The sequence below is a fragment of the Bradyrhizobium sp. USDA 3315 genome, from assembly GCF_054056795.1.
The window spans coordinates 3,841,762-3,868,350 of the sequence record NZ_JBSRYP010000001.1; the positions used below are offsets into that span (position 1 = coordinate 3,841,762).

The 26,589-nt window shown below is 65.0% G+C and carries 23 protein-coding genes; 14 read left to right on the forward strand and 9 right to left on the reverse strand.

Features of this window, described 5'->3' with window-relative positions; translation table 11 throughout:
- Positions 1-12: 12 nt before the first annotated feature.
- From ACVIYL_RS17655 to ACVIYL_RS17665, 3 genes are all read right to left on the reverse strand, one after another.
- The gene (locus tag ACVIYL_RS17655) at positions 13-699 is read right to left on the reverse strand and encodes a glutathione S-transferase family protein (RefSeq protein WP_028334792.1); all 687 of its coding nucleotides are present in this window, start codon (positions 697-699) and stop codon (positions 13-15) included.
- 136 nt (positions 700-835) lie between these two features.
- Positions 836-1,162, reverse strand: coding sequence for a hypothetical protein (locus ACVIYL_RS17660; RefSeq protein WP_253607140.1), 327 nt, complete (start codon positions 1,160-1,162; stop codon positions 836-838).
- A gap of 187 nt (positions 1,163-1,349) precedes the next feature.
- Positions 1,350-2,483, reverse strand: coding sequence for a site-specific DNA-methyltransferase (locus ACVIYL_RS17665; RefSeq protein ID WP_057016998.1), 1,134 nt, complete (start codon positions 2,481-2,483; stop codon positions 1,350-1,352).
- A 382-nt stretch (positions 2,484-2,865) separates the two neighbouring features.
- Between ACVIYL_RS17665 and ypfJ the strand changes: the two genes are divergently transcribed.
- Together ypfJ and moaB are read left to right on the forward strand one after the other, a co-directional pair.
- The gene (gene ypfJ / locus ACVIYL_RS17670; RefSeq protein WP_028334795.1) at positions 2,866-3,804 is read left to right on the forward strand and encodes a KPN_02809 family neutral zinc metallopeptidase; all 939 of its coding nucleotides are present in this window, start codon (positions 2,866-2,868) and stop codon (positions 3,802-3,804) included.
- A gap of 173 nt (positions 3,805-3,977) precedes the next feature.
- Complete coding sequence (moaB, locus tag ACVIYL_RS17675; protein ID WP_028342967.1) at positions 3,978-4,541, forward strand: molybdenum cofactor biosynthesis protein B; 564 nt, start codon at positions 3,978-3,980, stop codon at positions 4,539-4,541.
- Positions 4,542-4,741: 200 nt separating this feature from the next.
- Here the strand turns inward: moaB and ACVIYL_RS17680 are convergent, their stop codons facing one another.
- Both ACVIYL_RS17680 and ACVIYL_RS17685 read right to left on the reverse strand, forming a co-directional pair.
- Positions 4,742-5,683, reverse strand: a complete 942-nt coding sequence (locus tag ACVIYL_RS17680; RefSeq protein WP_456779292.1) for a bifunctional helix-turn-helix transcriptional regulator/GNAT family N-acetyltransferase — start codon at positions 5,681-5,683, stop codon at positions 4,742-4,744.
- Between the two features lie 45 nt (positions 5,684-5,728).
- Positions 5,729-6,298: a glycosyltransferase gene (locus ACVIYL_RS17685; RefSeq protein WP_092087357.1), complete on the reverse strand. Its 570-nt coding sequence runs from the start codon at positions 6,296-6,298 to the stop codon at positions 5,729-5,731.
- A gap of 164 nt (positions 6,299-6,462) precedes the next feature.
- On the opposite strand from ACVIYL_RS17685, the gene ACVIYL_RS17690 reads away from it, so the two are divergent.
- The 4 genes from ACVIYL_RS17690 (at position 6,463) to ACVIYL_RS17705 (ending at position 10,897) form a co-directional block, all read left to right on the forward strand.
- The gene (locus tag ACVIYL_RS17690; protein WP_456779293.1) at positions 6,463-7,629 is read left to right on the forward strand and encodes a PA0069 family radical SAM protein; all 1,167 of its coding nucleotides are present in this window, start codon (positions 6,463-6,465) and stop codon (positions 7,627-7,629) included.
- A 121-nt stretch (positions 7,630-7,750) separates the two neighbouring features.
- Positions 7,751-8,197, forward strand: a complete 447-nt coding sequence (locus ACVIYL_RS17695) for a VOC family protein (RefSeq protein ID WP_456779294.1) — start codon at positions 7,751-7,753, stop codon at positions 8,195-8,197.
- A 93-nt stretch (positions 8,198-8,290) separates the two neighbouring features.
- Positions 8,291-9,067 (forward strand): ribonuclease HII, encoded by a 777-nt coding sequence (locus tag ACVIYL_RS17700; RefSeq protein WP_456779295.1) that lies wholly within the window; start codon positions 8,291-8,293, stop codon positions 9,065-9,067.
- 321 nt (positions 9,068-9,388) lie between these two features.
- Positions 9,389-10,897 (forward strand): glycosyltransferase family 39 protein, encoded by a 1,509-nt coding sequence (locus tag ACVIYL_RS17705; protein ID WP_456779296.1) that lies wholly within the window; start codon positions 9,389-9,391, stop codon positions 10,895-10,897.
- Between the two features lie 141 nt (positions 10,898-11,038).
- Here the strand turns inward: ACVIYL_RS17705 and ACVIYL_RS17710 are convergent, their stop codons facing one another.
- Positions 11,039-11,875: a uracil-DNA glycosylase gene (locus ACVIYL_RS17710; RefSeq protein WP_456779297.1), complete on the reverse strand. Its 837-nt coding sequence runs from the start codon at positions 11,873-11,875 to the stop codon at positions 11,039-11,041.
- A gap of 185 nt (positions 11,876-12,060) precedes the next feature.
- Here ACVIYL_RS17710 and ACVIYL_RS17715 point away from each other — a divergent pair, with 185 nt between their 5' ends.
- From ACVIYL_RS17715 to ACVIYL_RS17740, 6 genes are all read left to right on the forward strand, one after another.
- Positions 12,061-13,719, forward strand: a complete 1,659-nt coding sequence (locus ACVIYL_RS17715; protein WP_253607147.1) for an electron transfer flavoprotein-ubiquinone oxidoreductase — start codon at positions 12,061-12,063, stop codon at positions 13,717-13,719.
- Between the two features lie 434 nt (positions 13,720-14,153).
- Positions 14,154-15,938, forward strand: a complete 1,785-nt coding sequence (locus ACVIYL_RS17720; protein WP_225160009.1) for a tetratricopeptide repeat protein — start codon at positions 14,154-14,156, stop codon at positions 15,936-15,938.
- Between the two features lie 321 nt (positions 15,939-16,259).
- Complete coding sequence (locus ACVIYL_RS17725) at positions 16,260-17,147, forward strand: 4-(cytidine 5'-diphospho)-2-C-methyl-D-erythritol kinase (protein WP_456779298.1); 888 nt, start codon at positions 16,260-16,262, stop codon at positions 17,145-17,147.
- 441 nt (positions 17,148-17,588) lie between these two features.
- On the forward strand, positions 17,589-18,515 hold the full coding sequence (locus ACVIYL_RS17730) for an SMP-30/gluconolactonase/LRE family protein (protein ID WP_038386070.1): 927 nt from the start codon (positions 17,589-17,591) through the stop codon (positions 18,513-18,515).
- 123 nt (positions 18,516-18,638) lie between these two features.
- Positions 18,639-19,232 (forward strand): GNAT family N-acetyltransferase, encoded by a 594-nt coding sequence (locus tag ACVIYL_RS17735; protein ID WP_456779299.1) that lies wholly within the window; start codon positions 18,639-18,641, stop codon positions 19,230-19,232.
- Positions 19,233-19,260: 28 nt separating this feature from the next.
- Positions 19,261-20,904: a GMC family oxidoreductase gene (locus ACVIYL_RS17740; protein WP_253607150.1), complete on the forward strand. Its 1,644-nt coding sequence runs from the start codon at positions 19,261-19,263 to the stop codon at positions 20,902-20,904.
- A 162-nt stretch (positions 20,905-21,066) separates the two neighbouring features.
- Here ACVIYL_RS17740 and ACVIYL_RS17745 read toward each other — a convergent pair whose 3' ends face one another.
- From ACVIYL_RS17745 to ACVIYL_RS17755, 3 genes are all read right to left on the reverse strand, one after another.
- Positions 21,067-21,903, reverse strand: coding sequence for an IS5 family transposase (locus ACVIYL_RS17745; protein WP_456779300.1), 837 nt, complete (start codon positions 21,901-21,903; stop codon positions 21,067-21,069).
- A gap of 107 nt (positions 21,904-22,010) precedes the next feature.
- Positions 22,011-23,513, reverse strand: a complete 1,503-nt coding sequence (locus tag ACVIYL_RS17750; protein ID WP_057019124.1) for a flavin-containing monooxygenase — start codon at positions 23,511-23,513, stop codon at positions 22,011-22,013.
- 90 nt (positions 23,514-23,603) lie between these two features.
- A complete protein-coding gene (locus tag ACVIYL_RS17755) occupies positions 23,604-24,446 on the reverse strand; it encodes an AAA family ATPase (protein WP_016847781.1) in 843 nt (280 codons plus the stop codon).
- 365 nt (positions 24,447-24,811) lie between these two features.
- On the opposite strand from ACVIYL_RS17755, the gene ACVIYL_RS17760 reads away from it, so the two are divergent.
- Together ACVIYL_RS17760 and ACVIYL_RS17765 are read left to right on the forward strand one after the other, a co-directional pair.
- Complete coding sequence (locus ACVIYL_RS17760; RefSeq protein ID WP_016847779.1) at positions 24,812-25,987, forward strand: vWA domain-containing protein; 1,176 nt, start codon at positions 24,812-24,814, stop codon at positions 25,985-25,987.
- A 132-nt stretch (positions 25,988-26,119) separates the two neighbouring features.
- Entirely contained in the window at positions 26,120-26,533 is a 414-nt protein-coding gene (locus ACVIYL_RS17765; RefSeq protein ID WP_016847778.1) for a rhodanese-like domain-containing protein, read from the forward strand.
- The last annotated feature ends 56 nt before the right edge of the window (positions 26,534-26,589 follow it).

A 26,589-nucleotide genomic window follows, 5' to 3' on the forward strand; every position in this document is an offset into this window, starting at 1 on the left:
GTGTGGATTGGCTTACGCCACCTTGGACTTGAGGTGGCCGAACATGATGTCGCGCGCCGCGTCGTCCATCTCGGCCTTGAAGGTGTGCTTGTCCTTCAGCGCGATCGCGCGCGCCGCCGCCGGCCGCGCCGAGATCTCGTCGACCAGCCGCTTGACGTTCGGATATTTGGCGTAGCCTTCCTCGCCGAGGATGAACGCCGCCATCCGCGCCCAGCCCCAGAACGCCATGTCGACGATCGTGTAGCTGTCGCCGACCATGTAGCGTTGTTTCGCCAGGTGATCGTCGAGGATCTTGTAATGGCGGTGCGCCTCGTACTGGTAGCGGTTGTTGGCGTAGTCGAGATCCTTCGGCGCGAAGTGCTTGAAGTGCACGGCCTGGCCGGAATAGGGGCCGAGGCCGGTCGCGATGAACATCAGCCAGGACAGCGTCGCGGCGCGATTGGCCGGCGTATTGGCGGGCAGGAACTTGCCGTGCTCCTCGGCGAGGTAGAGCAGGATCGCGTTCGAATCGAACACCAGCACGCCGTCATCGTCGATCGCCGGCACCTTGCCGTTCGGGTTGACCTTGAGGAATTCCGGCGCGAACTGCTCGCCCTTGCGGGTATCGACCGGGATCGCCTCGAACGGCAGGCCGGACTCTTCCAGGAACAGCGCGACCTTGTTCGGGTTCGGCGCACCATTGAAATAGAATTTGATCATGAAGGGACTCCCTTGGTTCTTGTAGCCGGCGAGATCGCGACGCGGCGGGGAAGGCCGCAGACGATCCCCTCATGCGCAAATTTCGCTGCGCTGCGCAAGCGACGAGTTTGTGAATCAGGGTCGCGTGGCGCGCTGGTCAGCCGGCCCAGAAGAAGCCCAGGATACCCGCGACGACCAGCGCGATGCCCGCGACGTCCAGCGCGGCGGCGGAGCGGGTCGCAGCACGCAAATGGGAGACCTGCGTCGCGCGTTCCGATCCCCGCGCGTAGCCATGGACGATGATCTCTTCATTGAACTCGCCATGCGCCTCGAGGGCGAGCGTCAGCCCGACGCAGACGAGCAGGATGCCGAAGATGATCAGGCCGAAGAATCCCAGCAGGCCGATCAGCAGCATTGGAAACATGCCGAGCAGGAAGACCGGCAGCAGCGGCACCAGCAGCAAGGTCTCGGATTGTCTGCGCATCGGGCGACCAGTCGAAGCGGCAAGTGGTGAGACCGAATCTAGTCCCGCCGTCGCGGCGCAACAAGGCGGGCCGCATTCAAGACGGCGTCATCTTTCCCAACGTGTCATTCCCCGGTGCGCAATTGCGCATCTGAGGGCGCCGGGAAGCGGCGAGCCCGGAATGACGAGGAAGATTAGTCGGCTTGCCTCAGCCCGCCGCCATCTCGGAGCGGATCTCGGCGCGCAGCTCGTCGATCAGCCGCAGGCCGCTCTTGGTCTCGACGTGCCAGAAGGTCCAGCCGTTGCAGGCGCCGGAGCCCTGCGCGACCGCGCCGATGCGGTGGATCGAGCCGACCTTGTCGCCGAGCATGATGGCGCCGTCGGCGCGCACCAGGGCGCCGTGGCGCTTCTTGGCGTCGACCAGCCTGGCGCCCGGCACGATCATGCCGCGTTCGATCAGTTCGGAGAACGCCACCCGCGGTGCCTCGCGCGCGGTCATGAACGGCGCCAGCGTTGCTTCCGGCAGCGGCTCGATCGCGGCGATGCGCGCCTCGGCGGCGGCGGCATAGGCCTTGTCGCGCTCGAAGCCGATATAGCTGCGGCCGAGGCGCTTGGCGACGGCGCCGGTGGTGCCGGTGCCGTTGAACGGATCGATCACGAGATCGCCGGGCTTCGAGGACGACAGCAACACGCGGGCGAGCAGCTGCTCGGGCTTCTGCGTCGGATGCACCTTCTTGCCGTCGCCGTCCTTGAGGCGCTCCTCGCCGGTGCACAGCGGGATCAGCCAGTCGGAGCGTGCCTGCACGTCCTCATTGGACGCCTTCAGCGCTTCGTAATTGAAGGTGTAGCCCTTGGCCTTCTCGTCGCGCGCGGCCCAGATCATGGTCTCGTGCGCATTGGTGAAGCGGCGGCCGCGGAAGTTCGGCATCGGATTGGACTTGCGCCACACGATGTCGTTCAGGAGCCAGAAGCCGAGGTCCTGCATGATCGCGCCGACGCGGAAGATGTTGTGATAGGAGCCGATCACCCACAGCGTTGCCGACGGCTTCATCACGCGGCGGCAGGCCAGCAGCCAGGCGCGAGTGAAATCGTCATAGGCAGCGAACGACGAGAACTTGTCCCAGTCGTCGTTGACGGCATCGACATGCGACTCATCGGGGCGCTTGAGGTCGCCCTTGAGCTGCAGATTGTAGGGAGGATCCGCGAAGACCAGGTCGACCGAGCCGGCCTGAAGCTTCGACAATTCGGCCACGCAATCGCCAATGACGATGTGGCTCGATGGGGCACTCTCAAATTTAGTGCGGGGCGCCCTTGCAGACGCCCCGCGACGCGACACTACCATGACTCAAGAACTCTGACTCAGGCGACGCTGTCGGCGACGCGGGACTAAACAACCGACTGGCGTCACATTGACCCGGCAAAGTAAAAATCGACTTAATTGGAAATCTTCATGCAAAAGATTGCAGCATCTTTTGCGCGGCATGGCGCAGTGCCGTCGGCGTTGTGCTGCAACATCAGCGCGTTCGGCAGAAAAATTTGCGGATCATCAAACCGGCACGATTCGCGCGGTAGATTCGCCCTCATTCTCAGCCGTTTGCACCGCAAGGGATGCGCCTCTTCCGGACTAGGCAATTATTGCCGGGCAGGATATTGATTAACAGAATGGAAATTTTAAGTTGGAGTGTCCCGCGTTGGGTCGCCGACTGGAATGAAGGGAAACCACCATGCGCTATGATGATTTCCGCCGCAGCGACGACATCGAAGACCGTCGCGATGAAGGCGGGATGGGCGGAGGGGGCGGTGGCGGCTTCGGCATTCCGATGGGTGGTGGCGGCCTCGGCATCGGCACCATCATCGTCCTCGGCCTCCTCGGCTACGCCTTCGGCATCGACCCGCGCATCCTGATCGGCGGCGCCGAGATTCTCACCGGCGGCGGCCAGGCGCCGACCTACCAGACCGACCGGCAGTCGTCGGGCGGGCAGGCCAAGCGCGGCGCGCCGACCGACGAGATGGGCAGCATGATCGCCGGCATCCTGGGCGAGATCGACGATCGCTGGAGCGAGATCTTCAAGGCCAGCGGGCAGACCTACACCGGTCCGAAGATCGTGCTGTTCCGCAATGCCACCAATGGCGGCCGCTGCGGCATGGCGCAGTCGGCGATGGGACCGTTCTACTGTCCGCCGGACAAGACCATCTTCCTCGACACCGGCTTCTTCCGCGAGGTCGAGACGCGCTTCCGCGGCTGCTCTGGCAACGCCTGCAAGTTCACCGCGGCCTATATCATCGCGCATGAGGCTGGCCATCACATCCAGAACCTGCTCGGCATCATTCCGCGCGTGAACCGGCTGCAGCAGCAGGCCGGCAGCAAGGCCGAGGCCAACGCGCTGCAGGTCAAGGTCGAGCTGCAGGCCGATTGCCTTTCCGGCGTCTGGGTCAACCGCGAGGAGAAGAAGCGGCCGGGCTTCCTCGAGGCCGGCGACATCGATGCCGCGCTGACCACCGCGAACGCGATCGGCGACGACACGCTGCAGCGGCAGGCGACGGGCAGGGTGGTGCCTGATTCATTCACCCACGGCTCCGCGGCGCAGCGCAAGGAGTGGTTCATGAGGGGCTACCAGCAGGGCACAGTGCAGGCCTGCAACACGTTCGGCGGTAGCTTGTAGCCGTGTGCCGGTAGCGTCATCCCCGGATGAGCGCGAATGCGCTCACTCGGGATATGTTCGCCTCTTGGCGGGCCTCGAAGGATTGCGGAGCCCGTGGCCCATCCTTCGAGGCTCGCTCACCGGTGCAAGTGCACCGTAAGGCGAGCACGTCAGCGGGATGGAAAGAGGTGTAAATGTCCTCACTCGACGAATCCAAATCATTCATCCCGCTCAACATTGCGGTGCTGACGATTTCCGACACCCGCTCGCTGGCGGATGACAAGTCGGGCACCACGCTCGCCGATCGTCTCACCGCGGCCGGCCACAAGCTCGCGGCGCGCGAGATCGTCACCGACGATGTCGAGGCGATCAGAGCCGTGATCCGGCGCTGGATCGCCGATCCTGCCGTCGATGCCGTCATCACCACCGGCGGCACCGGCTTTACCGGCCGCGACGTGACGCCGGAGGCGGTCGAGCCGTTGTTCGAGAAGCGGATGGACGGCTTTTCGATCGCCTTCCACATGCTGAGCCACGCCAAGATCGGGGCGTCGACGATCCAGAGCCGCGCCACCGCCGGCGTTGCGGGCGCGACCTTCATCTTCTGCCTGCCGGGCTCGCCCGGCGCCTGCCGCGATGGCTGGGACGGCATTTTGGCCGCGCAGCTCGACTACCGCACGCGCCCCTGCAATTTCGTCGAGATCATGCCGCGGCTGGATGAACATCTGCGCCGGCCAAAGGCGAAAGGCGCGAGCGCTTAGCCGCTGCTTTTTTGTCATCCCGACGCGCAATTGCGCATCTGAGGGCGTGTGAACCACGAACCCGAATCTCAAGGGTGAGCTTCCGTGGCCCGGATGGAGCGAAGCGAAATCCGGGGCAGTCTCTTCCGCGGCAGCACCGCTCCCGGATTGCGCTTCGCTCTATCCGGGCTACGCAGTCCAGACGTCTCGGCGCTGCGGCTTCACAACTCCAGCTCCCAGGTCTCGCCGACCAGGTCGACGCCAAAACTGTGATGCTTCTCTTCCTTGACCCGCTGGAAGCCGGCGCGGGCGTAGATGCCGCGCGCGGCGAACAGGATGCTCTGGGTCCACAGCGTCATCTTCGTGTAGCCCTTCTCGCGCGCGGCGCGGATGCATTGCTCCACCAGGGCGCGGCCGACGCCGAGCCCGCGCGCCTTTTCTTCCACAAGCAGCAGGCGCAGCTTGGCGACCCCGTCGCCGCCGTCGACCAGGAAGACCGAGCCGACCGGCTCGCCGTCGACCTCCGCGATCCAGCAATGCTCGCGGGCCGGATCGAACGATCGCAAAAACTGCGCGCAGATATCGGCCACCAACGCCTCGTAGCTGATGTCCCAGCCATATTCCTCCGCATAGGCTTGTCCTTGCCGCGAGACGATCCAGCCCATGTCGCCGACGCGATGGCTGCGCAGCAGGAAGCCGACCGGTTTCTCGGCCGGCGGCTCCAGCGATTGCTCGATCGTGCCCATGGCGCGCACCACCGCGGCGCGACGGTCGCTGTCCATCTGCTTCAATAGTGCCCCGACCTCGCTACGCGAGCGGCGGTCGAGATCGGCGGCTGCGGTACGGCCCTTGGCGGTGAGGGCCACCTCGTTGACGCGTTTGTCGGCCTTCGATGGCTTCCGCGTCACGATCTGGCGGCGCTGCAGCGCCGCCAGCGTGCGGCTGACGAAGCCGGCATCGAGGTCGAGATCGCGCACCAGGTCGGTTGCGGTGCAATTTTCGCGGTGCGCGAGCTCGTAGATGATCCGCGCTTCCTGCAGCGTGAATGTCGAGTGCAGCAGCTTCGGCTCGATGATGCCGAGCTTGCGGGTATAGAACCGGCTGAAGCCGCGGACCGCGGCGACCTGGTTCTCGAGCGTGGTGTCATAGGAATTTGATTTCATCAAATATATTATTTGACGGAATCAAATAATCCGCAAGCGCTTTGTTCAGGCCACCATGATCCGGCTCCGCAGCATGGTGCGGGAGGAACGGCCGAGCCGGCGCAGCAGGCGCGCCTCGGAGCGGCGGGCGTCGGGCCGGTAGCCGCCGATCCGCTCGTAATGCTCGCGCGCGATCAAAAGGCCTTGTTCGGCCGAGGGCCCGGTGATCATCCGGGCAACGAATTTGAGGCCGTCGCGCAGGCCCGGATCGGTGTAGGGTGCGCGGGCGTAGCGGAAGATGCCGGCGCGGTCCTTGCCGCTCGCCGCCACCATCTGGATGAACTGGGTGGTTTCCTCGATCCAGCCGGCATCGAGCACCGCGCCCGGATGCAGGAACATCAGCCAGGGCGACCGCGCCTGCCGCGCGCCTGCCGCAAGCGCGGCGGCGCGCGTGCCCTCGAAGCGCAGGAAGCGGCAGCCGGCGACGTCGGCGACGCGCTCCATCACATCGCTGTTGCCGCGGTCGACCAGCAGCACTTCGCGGATGACGCCGGCGGCCGCGCCCGGCACCAGCGCCGCCAATGTTGCGACCGCGGTGCGCTCGACGCCGTCGGTTGGAATGATCACGCTCAGCATGATTTTGAGGCTTCGATGGCTCAAACGGTGGAGAAACTCCGGCCGTGTTATCACCTTGTCATATTCAAAGCAGCCTGTTCGCCTGCAGAATTTTGTAGCAAGGTTTTGTGGAATTTCTCCGTTCATGTTCTTGATTTGTTCTCGTGCTGTGTTAGCTTCAAAGCATGAGCCGAGCATCCTCTCATGCCCTCAAGCACCCGCCGGTAACGGCGCCCTCCGATAACCCGGCGGGTGCACCTTCCCCTTTTCCCGAGCTTGCGGTCGCAATCGAGCGCGAGCGGCGGCGCGGTCGCGGCGCGCAGTCCAACGCCAGCGGCCGCTACGAGGCCGAGGCGCGGGTTGCCTTCGACGACGGCTGGCAGAGCCTTGAGGACCTGCCGCCATTTGCGACCAGCGTGGCGCTCGATACCTCGCGCAAGGTGATCACCCGCAACGACTCGCCCGACATCGGCTTCGACCGTTCGATCAATCCGTATCGCGGCTGTGAGCATGGCTGCGTCTATTGCTTCGCGCGGCCGACCCACGCCTATCTCGGCCTGTCGCCGGGGCTGGACTTCGAATCGAAGCTGTTCGCCAAGCCGGACGCACCCGCGCTGCTCGAGAAGGAGCTGGCGGCGCCGGACTACGAGGCGCGGATGATCGCGATCGGCACCAACACCGATCCTTATCAGCCGATCGAGCGCGACCGGAAGATCATGCGCGCCATCCTCGAGGTGCTGGAGCGCGCCGGCCATCCGGTCGGTATCGTCACCAAGTCGGCACTGGTCACCCGCGACATCGACATCCTGGCGCGGATGGCCAAGCGCAATCTCGCCAAGGTCGCGCTCTCGGTGACGACGCTCGACCCGAAGCTTGCCCGCACCATGGAGCCGCGCGCCTCGACCCCGCCGAAGCGGCTCGAGGCGATCAAGCGGCTCGCCGACGCCGGCATCCCGACCACGGTGATGGTCGCGCCCGTGATCCCGGCGCTGAACGACTCCGAGATCGAGCGCATCCTCGATGCCGCCGCACATGCCGGCGCCAGGGAGGCGAGCTACGTGCTGCTGCGCCTGCCGCTCGAGGTGCGCGATCTGTTCCGCGAATGGTTGATGGCGAACTATCCCGACCGCTACCGTCACGTCTTCACGCTGATCCGCGACATGCGCGGCGGCCGCGACTACGACTCGCAATGGGGCACCAGGATGAAGGGCACCGGCCCGATGGCCTGGATGATCGGCCGCCGCTTCGAGATCGCCTGCGAAAAGCTCGGCCTCAACAAGAGGCGGACCAAGCTGACCACCGATCACTTCGCCAAGCCGAAGCGCAACGGGCAGCAACTCAGTCTATTCTAGGCGAGGGCGTAGCCCGGATGGAGCCCAGCGAAATCCGGGGTCCCGTGTTAGCGGCTGAAGCTTTCCCGGATTGCGCTTCGCTCCATCCGGGCTACGAAGACGTCAAACAGTGAGTGCAAACATGAGTAACGCCCCGACCGCACGCTTCACCGTCCTCACGTTGGGCGTGAGCGACATGCGCGCCAGCATCGGCTTTTATGAATCGCTTGGGTTCACCAGGAAGATGCGCGCGACCGGCGAGGAGGTCGCATTCTTCGAGACCGGCGGCACCGTGCTCGGCCTGTTCCCATGGCATCTGCTCGCCGCCGATGCCGGGCTGCCGGATCAGCCACGGCCGTCAGCGTTCCGCGGCGTCGCGATCGCCTGGAACTGCAACGACGACGCCGAGGTCGATCGTGTGATGGCGTTCGCGCTGTCGAAAGGCGCCAGGCTGCTGAAGCCCGCGCAGCCCACCAGCTATGGCGGCTATTGCGGCTATTTCGGCGATCCCGACGGCCACGCCTGGGAAGTGGTGCGCGCGCCGGGCTTTGAGGTTCGCGACGACCGCCGGGTGTCAATTCCCGATTAGAGCGCCGATCCCGATGAGGTGGCGGATTGAATAACGGGGAAGGGCGCCAGGTTCCCGGTTGCGCCGCGGGCCGGGCTTGATCACGATCCCCGCATGATTCGGGACAAGTCCAATAGCACGTCAAAGACCGCGTCGAAGAAGAAGCCGGGCGAGCCGGCCAAGCCGGACAAGCGCGTCATCGTGGTGACGCGGCCGAGCTTTCGGCGCGAGCGCGCGCTGATCAAGCGCGGCGTCTGGCCGGTCGCCGGCTGCGACGAGGCCGGGCGCGGGCCGCTGGCGGGTCCGGTGGTCGCCGCCGCCGTGGTGCTGGACCCAAATCGGATACCCAAGGGCCTCGATGATTCGAAGCGGCTGACCGTCGAGCGCCGCGAGGAACTGTTCGAGGAAATCTGCGCGACAGCAGCGTTCTCGGTCGCGGTGGCGTCACGGTCGCGGATCGACCGCGACAACATCCTGCGCGCCTCGCTGTGGGCGCTGGCGCGCGCCGTGCATGCGCTGCCGGAAATGCCGAAGCATGTCTTCGTCGACGGCCGCGACAAGCTCGCCACGCCCTGCGACTGCGACGCCGTGATCGGCGGCGACGGCATCGTGGCCTCGATCGCGGCGGCCTCGATCATCGCCAAGGTGACGCGCGACCGCCTGATGTGCGCGCTGGCGCTGGATTGCCCCGGCTACGGCTTCGAGCAGCACAAGGGCTATGCCGTCCCCGAGCACCTCGAGGCGCTCGATCGGCTCGGCCCCAGCAGCCATCACCGCAGCTTCTTCGCTCCCGTCGTCGCGGCGCGGCTGAAGCATTTCCCGGTCCCGGCGGAGCCCGACCTGTTCACGGTGGACGCCGAAAGCGAAGCCGCGGCATCCGAAGCGGCGTAAAGCGCGGCGGCGCCGCACTCTCGGTGTCATCGCCCGGCTCGCCGCCTCCGCGAAAGCTTCGGCGCGCCAGGGGGCCGTGGCCTCGTCGAAGCCTTGGCGAAGACGGGACCGGGCGATCCAGTATTCCAGAGACCGTTGTGCTCAAGCTTGGCCGCCGCGGCGTACTGGATGCCCGCCTTCGCGGGGCATGACAGCGATGTTTGACTTTGCACCGTGGACACATCCAGCCCGGTTGCCTCCACCGCCGCCGCCGTTTATCAAAAACGCTCGGGATCAGATGGCGCCGCTTGATACGGGTGGCTGGGGCATTTCAGGCGTTTCATGCGGTTTACCTCCCTGGTTGTCGAACTGATCCGCGCCCGGCCGCGCCTCGTGGTCTGGATCGTGGTGCTGGCGCAGGCCGCGATCTGGCTGTTCCTGCCGGCCATCTTCTACGGCAGTCCGCCCGGCAACCTCGCCACCATCCTCGCCTTCGGCCGCGAATATCAGGTCGGCACCGACATGGGGCCGCCGCTCGCGTTCTGGCTCGCCGACATCGCCTTCCGCGCCGTCGGCAATCACGTGTTCGGCGTCTATCTCCTGGCGCAGGTCTGCGAAATCGTCACCTTCATCGCCTTCTACGTCCTGGCGCGCGCCATCGTCGGCGGCCCGCAGGGCGTGCTGGCGGTGCTGCTGTCGATGACGGTGGTGGTGTTCTCCTCGCCAAGCGTCGAGTTCGGCCCGCTGATCCTGGCGCGCCCGCTCTGGGCGCTGCTGCTGCTGCATTCCTGGCAACTGATCGGGCAGAACCGGCGCAACGCCTGGTTCGCCTGGTCGATCGATTGCGGGCTCCTGCTGCTGACGACGCCGGCGGCGATCGGCATGATCCTGCTCGTGACAGGCTTTGCGCTCGCAACCGAGCGCGGGCGGCGCATGCTCAAGTCGGTCGATCCGATCTACGCGCTGCTGGTCATCATCGTGCTGGCGCTGCCCTACCTGATCTGGCTGCTCCGCGCCAACGTGCTGGCGCTGCCGGTCCTGCCGGCATTCGCCGATCTCAGGGCGCACGCGCTGCGCTGGGGCGTGGTGCTCGGCGGGCTGATCGTGGCGACCGCCGCGATCGCGCTGCTGGCGATCCTCAATTCGCGCTGGTTCGCCCGCGATACGGAGGATGCTCCGATTATCTATCGTCCGCCCGTCAGTCAGCTGGCGCGGCAATTCGTGTATTTCTTCGCGTTCGCGCCGGCGATCGCCAGCAGCTTCGTCTCCGGGCTGTTCAATCTCGATCGCGCCTTCGGCGGCGCCGGCGTGGTGCTGCTGATGTCCGGGCTCGCCGTCGTGGTCGCGACCGGCGGCCTGATCCCGCTCAGGCGGCAGCGGCTGCTGCGTTCGGTCTGGGCCCTGGCGGTCGCGGCGCCGGCCGCGCTGGCGCTGGCGGCGGCCCTGTTCCTGCCCTGGACCAGCACCACGGAGGCGTCTACCTCGTTGCCGGCAGCCGCGATGGGCCGCTTCTTCGATGACAGCTATGAGCGCCGCACCAACCAGCGCCTGCGCGCGGTGGCCGGCGATCCCGAACTTGCCAGCCTGATCGCGATGAACCGCCGCCGCCCGCATCTTTTGCTCGACGCCACGCCGCAGCGGACGCCGTGGCTGTCGGTCGCAAAATTCAACGAGACCGGCGGCGTCGTGGTGTGGCGCGCACAGGACACCGCCGGCACGCCGCCGCCCGACATCGCGCAGCGCTTCCCCGGCCTCGTGCCGGAAGTGCCGCGTTCGTTCGACCGGCTGGTCAACGGACGGCAGCCGGTGCTGCGGATCGGCTGGGCGATCGTGCGGCCGAAGGGGACGTGATTTGACGTGGAGCCGTAGCCCGGATGAAGTGGAGCGAAATCCGGGGCCGCTCTTTCACGCTACCTGATCCACCCGGATTGCGCGGAGCCTGTCATCGGGCGCGCGTCCGCGCGACCCGTTGGCTCCATCCGGGCTACGAAGCTACGCGCTCGCCACCTGCAGCACCTTCGCGATCGCGCGCAGATCCTGCCACGACAGCCGCTTGTACGACGGCGAGCGCAGCAGATAGGCCGGATGGAAGGTGGCGACGGCGCGGATCGTGCGGGTGCCGGTGTCGTAGTCGATCCATTTGCCGCGCGTGCGCATGATGCCCTCGCGGGTGCTGAGCAGCGCCTGCGTCGAGGGATTGCCGAGCGTCACCAGCACGTCGGGATTCACGAGTTCGATATGGCGCTGAATGAAGGGCAGGCACACCTGCGTCTCCTGCGGCGTCGGCGTGCGGTTGCCGGGCGGCCGCCACGGGATCACGTTGGCGATATAGGCTTTGCTGCGGTCGAGCCCGATCGCCGCGATCATGCGGTCGAGCAGCTTGCCGGAGCGGCCGACGAACGGCAGGCCCTCGATGTCCTCGTCGCGGCCCGGTGCCTCGCCGACGAACATCACGCGCGCCTGCGGGTTACCGTCGGCGAACACCAGCCTGGTCGCGGTGTGCTTGAGCGCGCAGCCGTCGAAATTCTCCATCAGCGTGCGCAGGGCTTCAAGCGTCGGCGCAGTCCGCGCAGCCTCGCGCGCGGAGGCGATCGCGGCATCCGGCGCCACGGTGATTTCGCTGCGCGGAACTGACAGCATCGGCGGCGGACGCAGCGGATTGAGCGCAACTGATGGACGCGGTGCGGCTGGGGCGGGAACTGGCTCCGGCTCCGGCTCCTCGAGCCGGTTGATCGGCGCATCGCCGAGCGCGCAATCGACCCCGGCCTCGAGGTAAAAGGCCAGCAATTGCTGCAGTGTAGGGGTGGGCTCGGGCGGCAGGACCATCATCGGCGCAATCTAGAGCATCGACCAGAAAAGTGGAGGGCGGTTTTCGGAAAAGATCATTCTCTTGCGGTACCCGGGCCGTGCAAACCCATGGAAGCGCAATTCCATGGTTGTCCTTCCGCCAAAAATCGGAAACAACGACCCGTGAAAAGCTTAGAAGCGTTCTCAATGGGCTGAGATCAAAGATCATGAGTGCTGAAGACCTTCCTCCGCGCGAGTCTATGGAATTCGACGTCGTCATCGTCGGCGCCGGCCCGTCGGGCCTGTCGGCAGCGATCCGGCTGAAGCAGCTCAATCCGGAGCTCTCGATCGTCGTGGTGGAGAAGGGCTCCGAGGTCGGCGCGCACATCCTCTCGGGTGCGGTGATCGATCCGGCCGGGCTCGACAAGCTCGTGCCCGACTGGCGCGAGGATGCCGACTGTCCTCTGAAGACGCAGGTCAAGGACGACCGCTTCTACTGGACGACGTCGCAAGGCTGGTTCCGCCTGCCGAACTTCATCATGCCGCCGCTGATGAACAATCATCACTGCTACATCGGCTCGCTCGGCAATGTCTGCCGCTGGCTGGCACCGAAGGCGGAAGCGCTCGGCGTCGAGATCTATCCGGGCTTTGCCGCGGCCGAAGTGCTTTATGACGACAAGGGCGCGGTGCGCGGCATCGCCACCGGCGACATGGGCATCGCCAGGGACGGTAGCCACAAGGATTCCTACACCCGCGGCATGGAGCTGCTCGGCAAGTACACGCTGTTCGCCGAAGGCGCACGCGGCTCGCTGTCCAAGCAGCTGATCGCGAAGTTCAATCTCGATGCCAACTCCGAGCCGCCGAAGTTCGGCATCGGCCTCAAGGAGGTCTGGCAGATCGACCCGGCGAAGCACAAGAAGGGTCGGGTTCAGCACACGCTCGGCTGGCCGCTGAACGACAAGACCGGCGGCGGCTCGTTCCTCTATCACTACGACGACAACCGCGTCGCGGTCGGCTTCGTGGTGCATCTGAACTACAACGATCCGTATTTGTCGCCGTTCGACGAATTCCAGCGCTTCAAGACCCATCCCGATGTCCGCGAGCTGTTCGAGGGCGGCAAGCGGCTCGCCTATGGCGCGCGCGCCATCACCGAGGGCGGCTACCAGTCGGTGCCGCGGCTCTCGTTCCCGGGCGGCGCGCTGATCGGCTGCGCGGCGGGCTTCGTCAACGTGCCGCGCATCAAGGGCGTCCACAATGCGATGGGCTCCGGCATGCTCGCCGCCGAGCATGTCGCGGCCGCGCTCGGCGCCGGCCGCGCCAATGACGAGCTCGTCGAATACGAGAACGCCTGGCGCTCGTCGGCGATCGGCAAGGACCTGTTCAAAGTCCGCAATGCCAAGCCGTTGCTGTCGAAGTTCGGCAACCTGCTCGGCATGGCGCTCTCCGGCTTCGACATGTGGTGCAACACGCTCGGCTTCTCGCTGTTCGGCACCCAGTCGCACGCCAAGCCGGACCGCAAGACGCTCGATCCGTCCAAGCAGCACCAGCCGATCGCCTATCCGAAGCCGGACGGCAAGATCTCGTTCGACAAGCTGTCGTCGGTGTTCCTGTCCAACACCAACCATGAGGAGGACCAGCCGGTCCATCTCAAGGTCGCCGATCTCAATCTGCAGAAGACCTCGGAACACGACGTGTTCGCCGGTCCTTCCAACCGCTATTGCCCGGCCGGCGTTTATGAATGGGTCGAGGAATCGACGGGTCCGCGCTTTCAGATCAACGCCCAGAACTGCGTCCACTGCAAAACCTGCGACGTGAAGGACCCCAACGGCAACATCACCTGGGTTCCGCCGGAGGGCGGCGGCGGTCCGAACTACGAGGCGATGTAAGGCCAGGGTGAGCTCAAGGCGGCCGACCACATTTGCGTGAGGCGGCTGCGCGAGTTGCCGCAACCTCCGCTTGGCCTCTCCGCGCGTGGAGCGGCCGGATTGCACCCCCGGTTACAACAGAAGGCGCGAAAAGGGGTGCCGTGGCGCCCTTATCTCGCGCCTTTTTGCGTCCGCGCGCGAATATGCCCGGCCCGGTCACGATACCGCCATAGTGGAAGCGTCTTGCGGGGGCTGGCTGGATCGGCGGGCCTAAAGGCCTAATCTGCCAATTGATTCGTCATGGGTTGCCTTTGGGCGATCCTTGCGGATGAGCGCCAAAAGCGGCATTGTCCCCCGCCGTGATGCCGCCGCTTGGGTTTGCATTTTGAGACTGATCGCAAGATCTTGGCCATAAAATCCATCTTGGCGTAAATCCCTGGAGCAAGGCGACCGTGATGCTGTCCACCCGATTCCACCGCCTGACGATTGCCGTTCTCGCTGCCGCGGCGCTTGCCGTGCCTGCGCAGCTTGCAGCGCAAACGCCGGACCATCCGACCGACAATACCGCGCAATTCCCGTCCAAGAACGACCTGAAGTCGCTGACCACCGCCGGCAGCTATCTCGCCGCCCGCCACGCCAGCGTCGAGCGCGATGCGACCTCGGCCGCGACGTTCTACCGCTCGGCGCTGCGCACCGACCCGAAGAATTCCGAGCTGCTCGACCGCGCCTTCATCTCCTCGCTCGCCGACGGCGATATCGAGGAGGCGGTCAAGCTCGCCGACCGCATCCTCACCCAGGACAAGGCCAACCGCGTTGCGCGCCTGGTCGTCGGCGTGCGCGATCTCAAGCTGAAGAAATATGCCGCCGCGCAGTCCAACATCAACCAGTCGGTGCGCGGCCCGATCACCGATCTCGTCGCGACGCTGCTGTCGGCCTGGGCCGCCTATGGCGCCGGCGACAGCAAGGCCGCGGTCGCCTCGATCGACAAGCTGACCGGCCCCGAGTGGTACCCGATCTTCAAGGACCTCCATGCCGGCATGATCTACGAGCTGTCCGGCAAGGAGAAGGACGCCGGCGCCCGCTTCGAGCGCGTCTACAAGCTCGACGATTCGATGCTGCGCACGGTCGACGAATATGCGCGCTGGACCTCGCGCAACAAGGATGCGGCCGCCGCGACCGCGATGTACGAAGCCTTCGACAAGAAGCTGCCGCGTCACCCGCTGGTGCTGGAAGGCATCAAGGAGACCAAGGCCGGCAAGAAGCTGCCGCCGCTGGTCGAGTCACCGCAGGCCGGCGCGGCCGAGGCGCTGTACGGCATCGGCGCGACGCTGACCCGCCGCGGCGGCGAGGACCTCGCGCTGGTCTATCTGCAACTCGCGCTCTATCTGCAGCCCAACCATCCGCTGGCGCTGCTGTCGCTCGCCGATCTCTATGAATCGGTGAAGAAGCCGCAGATGGCGATCAAGGTCTATGAGCGGATGCCGGCGTCCTCGCCGCTGAAGCGCAACGCGCAGATCCAGCTCGCGACCAATCTCGACGCCGCCGACCGCAGCGACGAGGCGATCAAGATCCTCAAGGAAGTCACATCGGATCAGCCGAAGGACATCGAGGCGATCCTGGCGCTCGGCAATATCGAGCGCGGCCGCAAGAAGTTCGCCGACTGCGCCACCACCTATTCGCAGGCGATCGACGCACTGCCCGCCGGCGGCGACAAGAACGCCTGGGTCACCTATTACTATCGCGGCATCTGCGAGGAGCGCTCCAAGCAGTGGAACAAGGCCGAGGCCGACATGCGCAAGGCGCTCGAGCTGCAGCCCGAGCAGCCGCATGTGCTGAACTATCTCGGTTATTCCTGGATCGACCAGGGCATCAACCTCGACGAAGGCATGAAGATGATCAAGCGTGCCGTCGATCAGCGCCCTGACGACGGCTACATCGTCGACTCGCTCGGCTGGGCCTATTACCGGATCGGCAATTACGAGGAGGCGGTGAAGAACCTCGAGCGGGCGATCGATCTGAAGCCGGAAGATCCGACCATCAACGACCATCTCGGCGACGCCTACTGGCGCGTCGGCCGCACCCTGGAAGCCAAGTTCCAGTGGGCCCATGCCCGCGACCTCAAGCCCGAGCCGGAAGAGCTGCCGAAGATCCAGGCCAAGATCGACAACGGCCTGCCGGACGACACCTCCAACGCCGCCGCCGCGGAGAAGAAGAAGGACGACGACGGCAAGGGTGGTTGAGCGGCGGTCGTCGCGCTGCATCTTCATAAAGTACCGTGATGCCCGGGCAAAAGCGCGAAGCGCGTCTTCGCGCAAGATGTCCCGGGCATTGACGTTTGCCCGTCATGGCCGGGCTTGACCCGGCCATCCATCCCTTCGAGAAATTCGTTCTTGGTTGATAGATGCCCGGGTCATAGGCGAGCGGAAGCGACGCCGTCCTTCAGACGGCTATGCCCGGGCATGACGAGTCATGGCGGAATTTCCATCCAAACAAAGGGATAGGATCGTACGGCGATTTACGCTAATCGCATCACGATGTTTGTTTTTTAGGGGTTTATCGCCGTGCCGGCGCTGATTGAAGAAGGGCGTGCCAAGGTCAACCTGACGCTGAAGGTTGTCGGGCGGCGCGTCGACGGGTTTCACGACTTGGAGAGCGTCGTCGCGTTTGCCGATTGCGCCGATCGCCTGATGCTCGAGCCGGGACCCGAGCTGTCGCTTTCGATGGCGGGGCCGCTGGCCGATGCCTGCGGCGACACCTCTGACAATCTGGTGCTGAAGGCCGCGCGGCTGCTCGGCGAGCGCGTCGCGGACCTCGAGGTCGGCCACTTCACGCTAGAGAAGGTGCTGCCGGTTGCGGCCGGCATCGGCGGCGGCTCGGCGGACGCCGCGGCGGCGCTGCGGCTGTTGGCGCGGCTCAACGAGCTCTCGCTCGACGATAGCAGGATCATGGAGGTCGCGCTGCAGACCGGTGCCGACGTGCCGGTGTGCGTCGCCTCGCGCGCCTGCGACATGACCGGCGTCGGCGAAGGCCTGCTGCCGCTCGACCTGCCGAAAATGCCGTGCGTGCTGGTCAATCCGCGCGTGCCGGTTGCGACCAGGGACGTCTTCAATGCGCTCGGTCTGCGCAACGGCGAGCTCCTGATCGGCGCCACCGACGTCGTGATGCAGGCGCCGTCATGGCCGGAAGCCGGCCGCGTGATCGACGATTGGATCGCGGCGCTGGAGCGCGGCACCAACGATCTCGAAGCCCCCGCGGCGCGTATTGAGCCCGTCATCAGCGACGTGCTGTCCGCGCTGCGTGAGACCCGGGACGTTCGTCTGGTGCGCATGTCGGGCTCGGGCGCGACCTGCTTTGCCGTGTTCGGAACCGACGCCGATGCCTATGCCGCCGGCGAACGGCTCCGCGCCAGGCATCCCGGCTGGTGGGTGCATGCGGGCACGCTGAGCTAGCGCGCGCCCATTCTCCGTGATTCCGAGGCTCGCGCCGAGAGGCGCGCCCTCAGGTGCGCAATTGCGCACCGGGGAATGACGACGGAGAGGGGTGCGACAAAACAACCCGACGGGCAACTCAGCAAAACCTGTCAATCCTCGCGCGCGAAATAATTCGCTTTATCCGAAGCGCGAAGCTCGGACAGTGTAGCGAGAACGCGGAAGTTTGACTCACTGACCGTGCCACCTACTCGGTGTCGTCCCTGCCTAGTGCGCAATTGCGCACTAGGCAGGGACGACAGGGGCATTCGCGGCGCGCCCATCCCACCCCAACGCCGGGCAGCCTTGCGGGGCCATTGCTTGGCAAGCCAAACCCCGTTTGCCATAACAGGATGAAACAACAACGTTGCGCGTGCGGGGCCGTTCGGAATCCGCCTGCAGCCAAAGAGCCGGGAGGATGCCATGGCCAATATCCGAGTTCTCGCCACCGATCTGGAGTTTCCCGAAGGTCCGGTCGTCATGCCCGACGGTTCGGTCGTGCTGGTCGAAATCCGCGGCCAGCGGCTGACGCGGGTCTATCCCGACGGGCGCAAGGAGATCGTCGCCAAGGTGCCGGGCGGCCCGAACGGCGCGGCGCTCGGCCCGGACGGCAAGATGTACATCTGCAACAATGGTGGCTTCTCCTGGATTCCGACCCGCAACATGATCATGCCGGGGCCGCAGCCGGAGGATTATCTCGGCGGCTCGATCCAGCGCGTCGATCTGCAATCCGGCAAGGTCGAGACCGTGGTGACGAAATGCGGCGAGCACGAACTGCGCGGGCCGAACGATCTGGTGTTCGACAGGCAAGGCGGCCTGTGGTTCTCGGACCTCGGCAAGCGCCGTGCCCGCGACATGGATGTCGGCGCGTTCTACTATCTGAAGCCCGGCATGAACGAGATCGTCGAGGCGGTGCACGGCATCCTGCCGGCCAACGGCATCGGCCTGTCGCCGGACGAGAAGACCGTCTACATCGCGGAGACGCCGACCGCGCGGCTGTGGGCGTATGAAGTTTCAGAGCCCGGCACCGTCAAGCCGCGCGACGTGATCTATCGCGGCGAGCGCGGCAAGCCGATCGCCGGCCTCGGCGGCTACCAGATGTTCGACTCGCTCGCCGTGGAAGCGAACGGCAATGTCTGCGTCGCGACGCTGGTCTCGGGCTGCATCTCGGTGATCGCGCCCGACGGCACCGTGGTCGAGCAGGTGCCGACCGGCGACCGCGTCACCACCAACATCGCCTTCGGCGGCCCCGAGCTGAAGACCGCTTACATCACGCTGTCGGGCAAGGGCGAGCTGATCGCGATGGACTGGCCGCGGCCGGGATTGCCGCTGAATTTTCTGAATAGATGACGATTGCGGTTCGCGAAGCGCAATCGTCATTCCGGGATGGTGCGAAGCACCAGACCCGGAATCTCGAGATTCCGGTTCGATGCTGCGCATCGCCCCGGAATGACAAAGATGGAGAGATCTCGAATGCCCTGGCTTGAACCGGTCACCCTTCGCGGTGCGCATGCGCGGCTGGAGCCGTTGTCATACGATCATCGCGACGGGCTGGTCGAGGCGGTGAAGGACGGCGAGCTGTCAAAGCTCTGGTACACCGCCATCCCGCAGCCGGAGAACATGGTCAAGGAGATCGACCGCCGGCTCGGCCTGCAAAAGGCCGGATCGATGCTGCCGTTCACGGTGTTCGACGCCGACGGCAAGATTTCCGGCATGACGACCTACATGAACGTCGACACGTCGAACCGTCGCGTTGAGATCGGCTCGACCTGGTACGCCAAGCGTGTGCAGCGCAGCGCGGTCAATACGCAGTGCAAACTGCTACTGCTGACCCATGCCTTCGAGAAGCTTGATTGCATCGCGGTCGAGTTCCGCACGCATTTCTTCAATCACCAGAGCCGGCGTGGCATCGAGCGTCTGGGTGCGAAGCAGGACGGCATTCTGCGCAGCCATCAGATCGCGCCCAACGGCACGTTGCGCGACACCGTGGTTTACAGCATCATCGCCAGCGAATGGCCGACGGTGAAGGCGCATCTGACCTATCAACTCAACGAAAAGCCGCGCTGACACGATAGTCGGCGCCAGAAACGAGACGATGGAAACGTTCGATTATGTGATCATCGGCGCAGGCTCCGCCGGGAGCGTGCTGACCAACCGCTTGAGTGAAGACGCAGGTACCAAGGTGTGCGTGCTCGAGGCGGGGCCGAGCGACTGGCATCCCTACATCCATCTGCCGGCCGGCTTCATCAAGACCTTCCATATGAAGAGCGTGAACTGGGCCTATCAGCAGGAGGTGGGTCCCTACACCGGCGGGCGCAGCATCTATGCGCCGCGCGGCAAGACGCTCGGCGGCTCGTCCTCGATCAACGGCCACATTTATAATCGCGGCCAGCGCCAGGATTTCGACACCTGGGCGCAGCTCGGCAATCGCGGCTGGGGCTATCCTGACGTGCTGCCCTATTTCCGGCGCATGGAGAGGCGGATCGGCGAGGGCGACGACACCTATCGCGGCCGCGACGGCAACCTCACCGTCACCACCATGGACTGGCAGGATCCACTCTGCGAGGCCTTCATGGCGGGCGCGGTCAGCCTCGGCATTCCGCGCAATCCCGATTACAACGGCCAGATCCAGGAGGGCGTGTCGTACTGCCAGCGCACCATCCTAAACGGCCGCCGGGTCAGCGCCGCGACCGCGTTCCTGCATCCGGCGCGGCGGCGGCCCAATGTCGATGTGCGCACGCATGCGCATGTCACCGGCATCATCTTCGAGGGCAAGCGCGCGGTCGGCGTGCGCTACAACCGCGGCGGCAAGCACGGCGATCCCCTGGAGATCCGCGCCACCAAGGAGATCATCCTCTCCGGCGGCGCCTACAACTCGCCGCAGCTGTTGCAGCTCTCCGGCGTCGGCGCGCCCGAGCTGCTGCAGGCGCACGGCATCGAGGTGCGCCACGCGCTCCCCGGCGTCGGTGAAGGCCTGCAAGATCACTACGCGCCGCGCTCGGTGGCGCGGGTCAAGAACATCAGGACCATCAACGAGCTTCGCCGCGGCTTCAGCCTGTGGGGCGAGGCGATCAAATGGGCGACGACGCGGCGCGGCCTGCTGTCGCTGTCGCCGACCATGGTCTACTGCTTCTGGCATTCCGGCGAGACCACCGAGAGCTCCGATCTGCAGCTCACCTTCACGCCGGCGAGCTACAAGGAAGGCGTGCAGGGCCAGCTCGAGGACGAGCCCGGCATGACGGTGGCGTCATGGCAGCAGCGGCCGGAGAGCCGCGGCTATGTCCGGATCCGCTCCGCCGATCCGTTCGCGCCGCCGATCATCCAGACCAACTACCTCGCCGAGGAGATCGACCGCCGCGTCGTCGTTGCCGGCATGAAGCTGGCGCGCCGGCTGCTCGCCTCCGAGCCGCTCAGTCCGTATTACGCCTATGAGGACTTTCCGGGCCCGAAGGTCACGAGCGACGACGAGCTGCTCGCGGCCGCGACCCAGCGCGGCACCACCACCTTCCATCCCGGCTGCACCTGCCGGATGGGACCGGCGGACGCGCCGTGGGCGGTGGTCGACGATCAGCTTCGGGTCCATGGCATGGAGGGCCTGCGCGTGATCGACGCCTCGATCATGCCGCGGATGATCTCAGCCAATCTCAACGCCTCGACCTTGATGATCGCCGACAAGGCCTCCGACATGATCCGCGGCAAGGCACCCGAGGCGGCTGCGAAGCTGCCGGAGTATGCGTGACGGAATAGAGGCGTACGCGATGTTGCTTCTTGATCAGCGCGCTGTGTCTAACACCGTCATGCTGAGGAGGCCGCGAAGCGGCCGTCTCGAAGCACGACGGCCCGAGTGGGGCCGTGCATCCTTCGAGACGCGCTACGCGCTCCTCAGAGTCTGACTCATAAATCACCCAACCTTAGCTGCAGCCGCGAGTCTGCGGGTCAGGAGCCTGATGTGTGCAATCAGCAGCCAGGCAGCTTCGGTTGCCACCGTCGCCTCGAAGTCCTTGGCGAGGCGGCGGCATCTGCCGAACCAAGCGAATGTGCGTTCAACCACCCACCGCTTCGGCAGAAGCTGGAAGCCTTTGACGCCTTGAGGCCGCTCGACGATCTCGACAGTCCATGGACCGCAGTCTGAGAGCGCGTCGAGGAGTTGATTTCCGCGGTAGACCCGGTCGGCAAAGACGTGGCGCAGCCGGGGGAAGTTCATCCGCACGTTCTTCAGCAGCGGTACGGCGCCATGGCAGTCCTGAACGTTGGCCGGATGAACATGAACCCCGAGGAGGAGGCCATTGGTATCCGTCACGATATGCCGCTTGCGGCCGTAGATGCGCTTGCCTGCATCGTAGCCGCGCGGTCCGCCAGCTTGCGTGGTCGGCGCACTTTGACTGTCGATCACGGCTGCCGTCGGCTTCGGTGTCCGTCCAAGCTTTTTTCGCGCCCGTCGGACAAGCACGCTGACAATCCTCTGCCACCGGCCTGTATCCCGCCATCTATAAAAATAGCCCTGCACCGTCGAATAGGGCGGGAACTCCTGCGGCAACGCCCGCCACTGGCAGCCGGTCGAAACGATATAGAGGATCGCTTCGATCACACGACGCAGCTCCGTCTTACGCGGCCGGCCGCGCCGGTTCGCTCGCGGCAACAGGCGTCTGATCAGCGCCCACTCCGCATCGGTCATATCGCTTGCATAACGCAGATCGTCCCGCCGATATTGCTCCCGAGTGATCTTGGTCCAGGGCATCGTGCTCTCCCTCGAATCTTTGCAAATCCGATGGAATCACACCCCACTGAGATCACTCACCCATTTTTCAGTCAGGCTCTCAGGATGACGGGACTAATATCAGGAGCTCAGCCGTAGACGAACGCCTTGTCCTTGAGGTCGATCGCCGGGAATTCGTCCTTCTCGGCCCAGTAATCCTGGTTGTGCTGCCACTCCGGCTTGTCGCCGCGCTTCGGCAAGAGGTGCATGCCGCGCATCATGTAGCCGGGGTTGAAGTTCTCCGGATCGATCCACGGCAGCAGCGGCATGTTGTGGTCTTCGGGGCGCAGTTCCGGCGTCACCTTGTTCGCGCCGGTCGCCTTCATGTGCTGCAGCAGGCGGCAGACGAAGTCGCCGACCAGATCGACGCGCAAGGTCCAGCTGGCGCGGAAATAGCCGAACACCCAGACGAGGTTCGGCACGCCGGTGAACATCATGCCGCGATAGGTCACGGTATCGGCGAAGTCGAGCGGCTTGCCGTCGATCTCGAAGTCGATGCCGCCGTTGGCGGAGAGGTGGAAGCCGGTCGCGGTGATAATGATGTCGGCCTCGAGCTGCTTGCCGGACTTGAGCAGGATGCCCGTCTCGGTGAAGCGGTCGATCTCGTCGGTGACGACCGACGCCTTGCCGCCCTTGATGGCGTGGAACAGGTCGGCATCCGGCACGAAGGCGATGCGCTGCCGCCACGGCCGGTAGCTCGGCGTGAAATGCGTGGCGATGTCGTAGTCCTTGCCGAGGACGGCTTCGACCGCTGCCAGCAGGTCCTTCTTGGCGCCCTCGGGCTCGGCGAAGGTCCGCCTGGTGAAGGCGTCCTGCTCGAACAGGATCTTGCGGCGGGTGATCTCGTGGATCCAGTGCTCGTCGACCTGCAGCCTGCGCAGCTCCTCGGCGATCTCGATGGCGTTGCGGCCGGTGCGGAAATAGGTCGGTGAGCGCTGCAGCATGGTGACATGGCCGGCGTCCTTGGCCATCGCCGGGATCAGGGTCGCGGCGGTGGCGCCGGAGCCGATCACGACCACGCGCTTGCCCTTGTAGTCGAGGTCGTCGGGCCAGGTCTGCGGATGCACGACGGTGCCCTTGAACTTCGCCATGTCGGTCCATTCGGGCGTATAGCCCGCGTCGTGGCGATAATAGCCCTGGCACATCCAGAAGAAGTTGGTGGTGAAGCGCAGCCGCTCGCCGGTGTCGATGCGCGTCGCATCGATGGTCCAGAGATTGGTTTCGTTCGACCACTTCGCCGCGGTGATGGTGTGGCGATAGCGGATGTGACGGGCGATGTCGTTCTCCTCGATCACCTCGCCCATGTACTTCAGGATCTCGGCCGCGGTCGCGATCGGCGCGCTGGTCCACGGCTTGAAGCGATAGCCGAAGGTGTGCAGGTCGCTGTCGGAGCGGATGCCGGGATAGCGGTGGGTGGACCAGGTACCGCCAAAAGTCTTCTGCGTCTCCAGCACCACGAAGCTGGTGCCGGGGCATTGCGTGGTGAGGTGGTAGGCGGCGCCGACGCCGGAGATGCCGGCGCCTGCGATCAGGACGTCGAAGTGCTCTGTCGTGACGGGCTCGGCGGCCCGGATCTGGGTTTGGACGTTCATCTTCCCTGGTCTTCTTGCTTGTTGGCTTGTTTGTTGAGCTGCAGAAGCAAAACGCCGGAGCCATCGCCCCGGCGTTTGCCGATATCGGAACTAGACTTCGCGGCGGCTGAGGAAAGCCAGCCGCTCGAACAGATGCACATCCTGCTCGTTCTTGAGCAGCGCGCCATGCAGCGGCGGGATCAGCTTGCGCGGATCGCGCTCGCGCAGCATCTCGGGGGTGATGTCCTCGTTCAACAGCAGCTTGAGCCAGTCGAGCAGTTCCGAGGTCGAGGGCTTCTTCTTCAGGCCCGGCACCTCGCGGACTTCGAAGAAGATCCGCAGCGCCTCTTCCACCAGGCGCTTCTTGATACCGGGGAAATGCACGTCGACGATCTTGCCCATCGTCTCGTTGTCGGGGAACTTGATGTAGTGGAAGAAGCAGCGGCGCAGGAAGGCGTCCGGCAGTTCCTTCTCGTTGTTCGACGTGATCATCACGATCGGGCGCAGCTTCGCCTTGATGGTCTCGCCGGTCTCGTAGACGTGGAATTCCATGCGGTCGAGTTCGAGCAGCAGATCGTTTGGGAATTCGATGTCGGCCTTGTCGATCTCGTCGATCAGCAGCACCGGGCGCTTCTCGTTGGTGAAGGCCTCCCACAGCTTGCCGCGCTTGATGTAGTTCTTGATGTCGGACACGCGGGCGTCGCCGAGCTGGCTGTCGCGCAGTCGCGAGACGGCATCGTATTCGTAGAGGCCCTGCTGCGCCTTGGTGGTCGACTTGATGTGCCAGGTCAAAAGCGGCGCGTCGATCGCCTTGGCGACTTCCTCGGCCAGTACGGTCTTGCCGGTGCCGGGCTCGCCCTTCACCAGCAGCGGGCGCTCGAGCACGATGGCGGCATTGACGGCGACCTTGAGGTCATCGGTGGCGACGTAGTCCTTGGTACCCGTGAATTTCATCTATCTGTTTGCCTTGCTTCGTTCGTCGGCGGCCCGGGCCCCCACACGAAACGACCGCTCTCGCAGCGGTCGCATGTCCTCTCCGATATCTTGTCCGGTACAATTCTAATTGAAAAAGCCGGGCGGTCTAGCGCGGATTCCGCAGCGCAGCGGTACCGATGTGGGCTTCCGCATGGAATGTCATGCATCATCTTTCCGCTCTGCGGAATGATCGCCGGCGTGGCGCGACCTTGCCGCGATGGCGCGGGCGCCGCCACGGACCGACGGCGGCGGAGGTAACCCGGTGAAAGTGGATGGCTGATCTCGGGATGAAGCACGGCCGGGGGCCCTTGACGCCACCGGCCCAGCGGGCGATCTAGGTGGGTATGTTCCTGCAGTTTTTCACATCGCTGCGCGACGCCCAGGTCCCCGTGACGCTACGGGAATATCTGACCTTGATGGAAGCGCTTGACGCCGATCTCGCCGAGCAGACGGTCGAGAACTTCTACTATTTGTCGCGCGCCGCGCTGGTGAAGGACGAGCGCAATCTCGACAAGTTCGACCGCGTGTTCGGCACCGTGTTCAAGGGGCTCGAGAGCCTGCTCGACGCTATGGGCAAGGCGGAGATCCCCGAGGAGTGGCTGAAGAAGCTCGCGGAGAAATATCTCACCGAGGAAGAGAAGAAGCAGATCGAGGCCATGGGCTGGGACAAGCTCATGGAGACCCTGAAGAAGCGGCTCGAGGAACAGAAGGGCCGCCACCAGGGCGGCAGCAAGTGGATCGGCACCGCCGGCACCTCGCCGTTCGGCGCCCATGGCTATAATCCCGAGGGCGTGCGGATCGGGCAGGAGAAGAACCGCAACAACCGCGCCGTGAAGGTGTGGGACAAGCGCGAGTTCAAGGATCTCGACGGCAATGTCGAGCTCGGCATCCGCAACATCAAGGTCGCGCTGCGGCGGCTGCGCAAGTTCGCGCGCACCGGCGCGCCAGACGAGCTCGACCTCGACACCACGATCAAGGAGACCGCCAACCACGGCTATCTCGACGTGCACATGCGCCCCGAGCGGCGCAACGCGGTCAAGGTGCTGGTGTTCTTCGATATCGGCGGCTCGATGGATTCGCATATCGAGCAGGTCGAGGAACTGTTCTCGGCCGCCAAGAGCGAATTCAAGCACATGGAATATTTCTACTTCCACAACTGCCTCTATGAGGGCGTGTGGAAGCAGAACAAGCGGCGCTTCACCGATCGCACGCCGACCTGGGACGTGCTGCACAAATACCCGCACGACTACAAGGTGGTGTTCGTGGGCGACGCCTCGATGTCGCCTTACGAGATCATGGTTCCCGGCGGCTCGGTCGAGCATGTCAATGAAGAGGCCGGCTCGGTCTGGCTCGATCGCATCATCCGCACCTATCCGCACGCGGTGTGGCTCAATCCGGTGGCGCAGAAGCACTGGGACTATTCGGAATCGACCACCATCATCCGCCGCCTGTTCTCCGAGCGCATGTATCCGATCACGATCGAAGGTCTGGAGAACGCGATGCGGGAGCTGGTGCGGTAACCAATCCCGTCATTCCGGACGGTCCGCAGGACCGATCCGGAATCTCGAGCTGATGAAATTCGATCGAGATTCCGGGTTCGATGCTGCCGCATCGCCCCGGAATGACGATCAAGAAAAGCCAGGGAGAGCCCCATGCCCCAGAACATCCACCGCGGCATCAAGGTGATGATCGACGAGGCCAATGCCGAGATCGAGACCATCAGCGCGGCCGACGCGATCACGCTGATCGGCAAGAACGACGTCGTCATCGTCGACATCCGCGATCCCCGCGAGATCGAGCGCGACGGCAAGATCCCCGGCGCGTTCTCCTGCACTCGCGGCATGCTCGAGTTCTGGATCGATCCGAACAGCCCCTATGCCAAGCCGATCTTCCAGGAAGACAAGAAGTTCATCTTCCACTGCGCCGGCGGCCTGCGCTCGGCACTCGCCGCCAAGACCGCGAAGGACATGGGCCTGAAGCCGGTCGCGCATATGGGCGGCGGCTTTGCCGCCTGGCGCGAGGCCGGCGGGCCGATCGAGGCATGGGAGCCGAAGAAGAAGGGCTAGGCAGGATGTCACACGCGGGCTTGACCCGCGTGTCCATCGCTTCAAAGCAATATGGA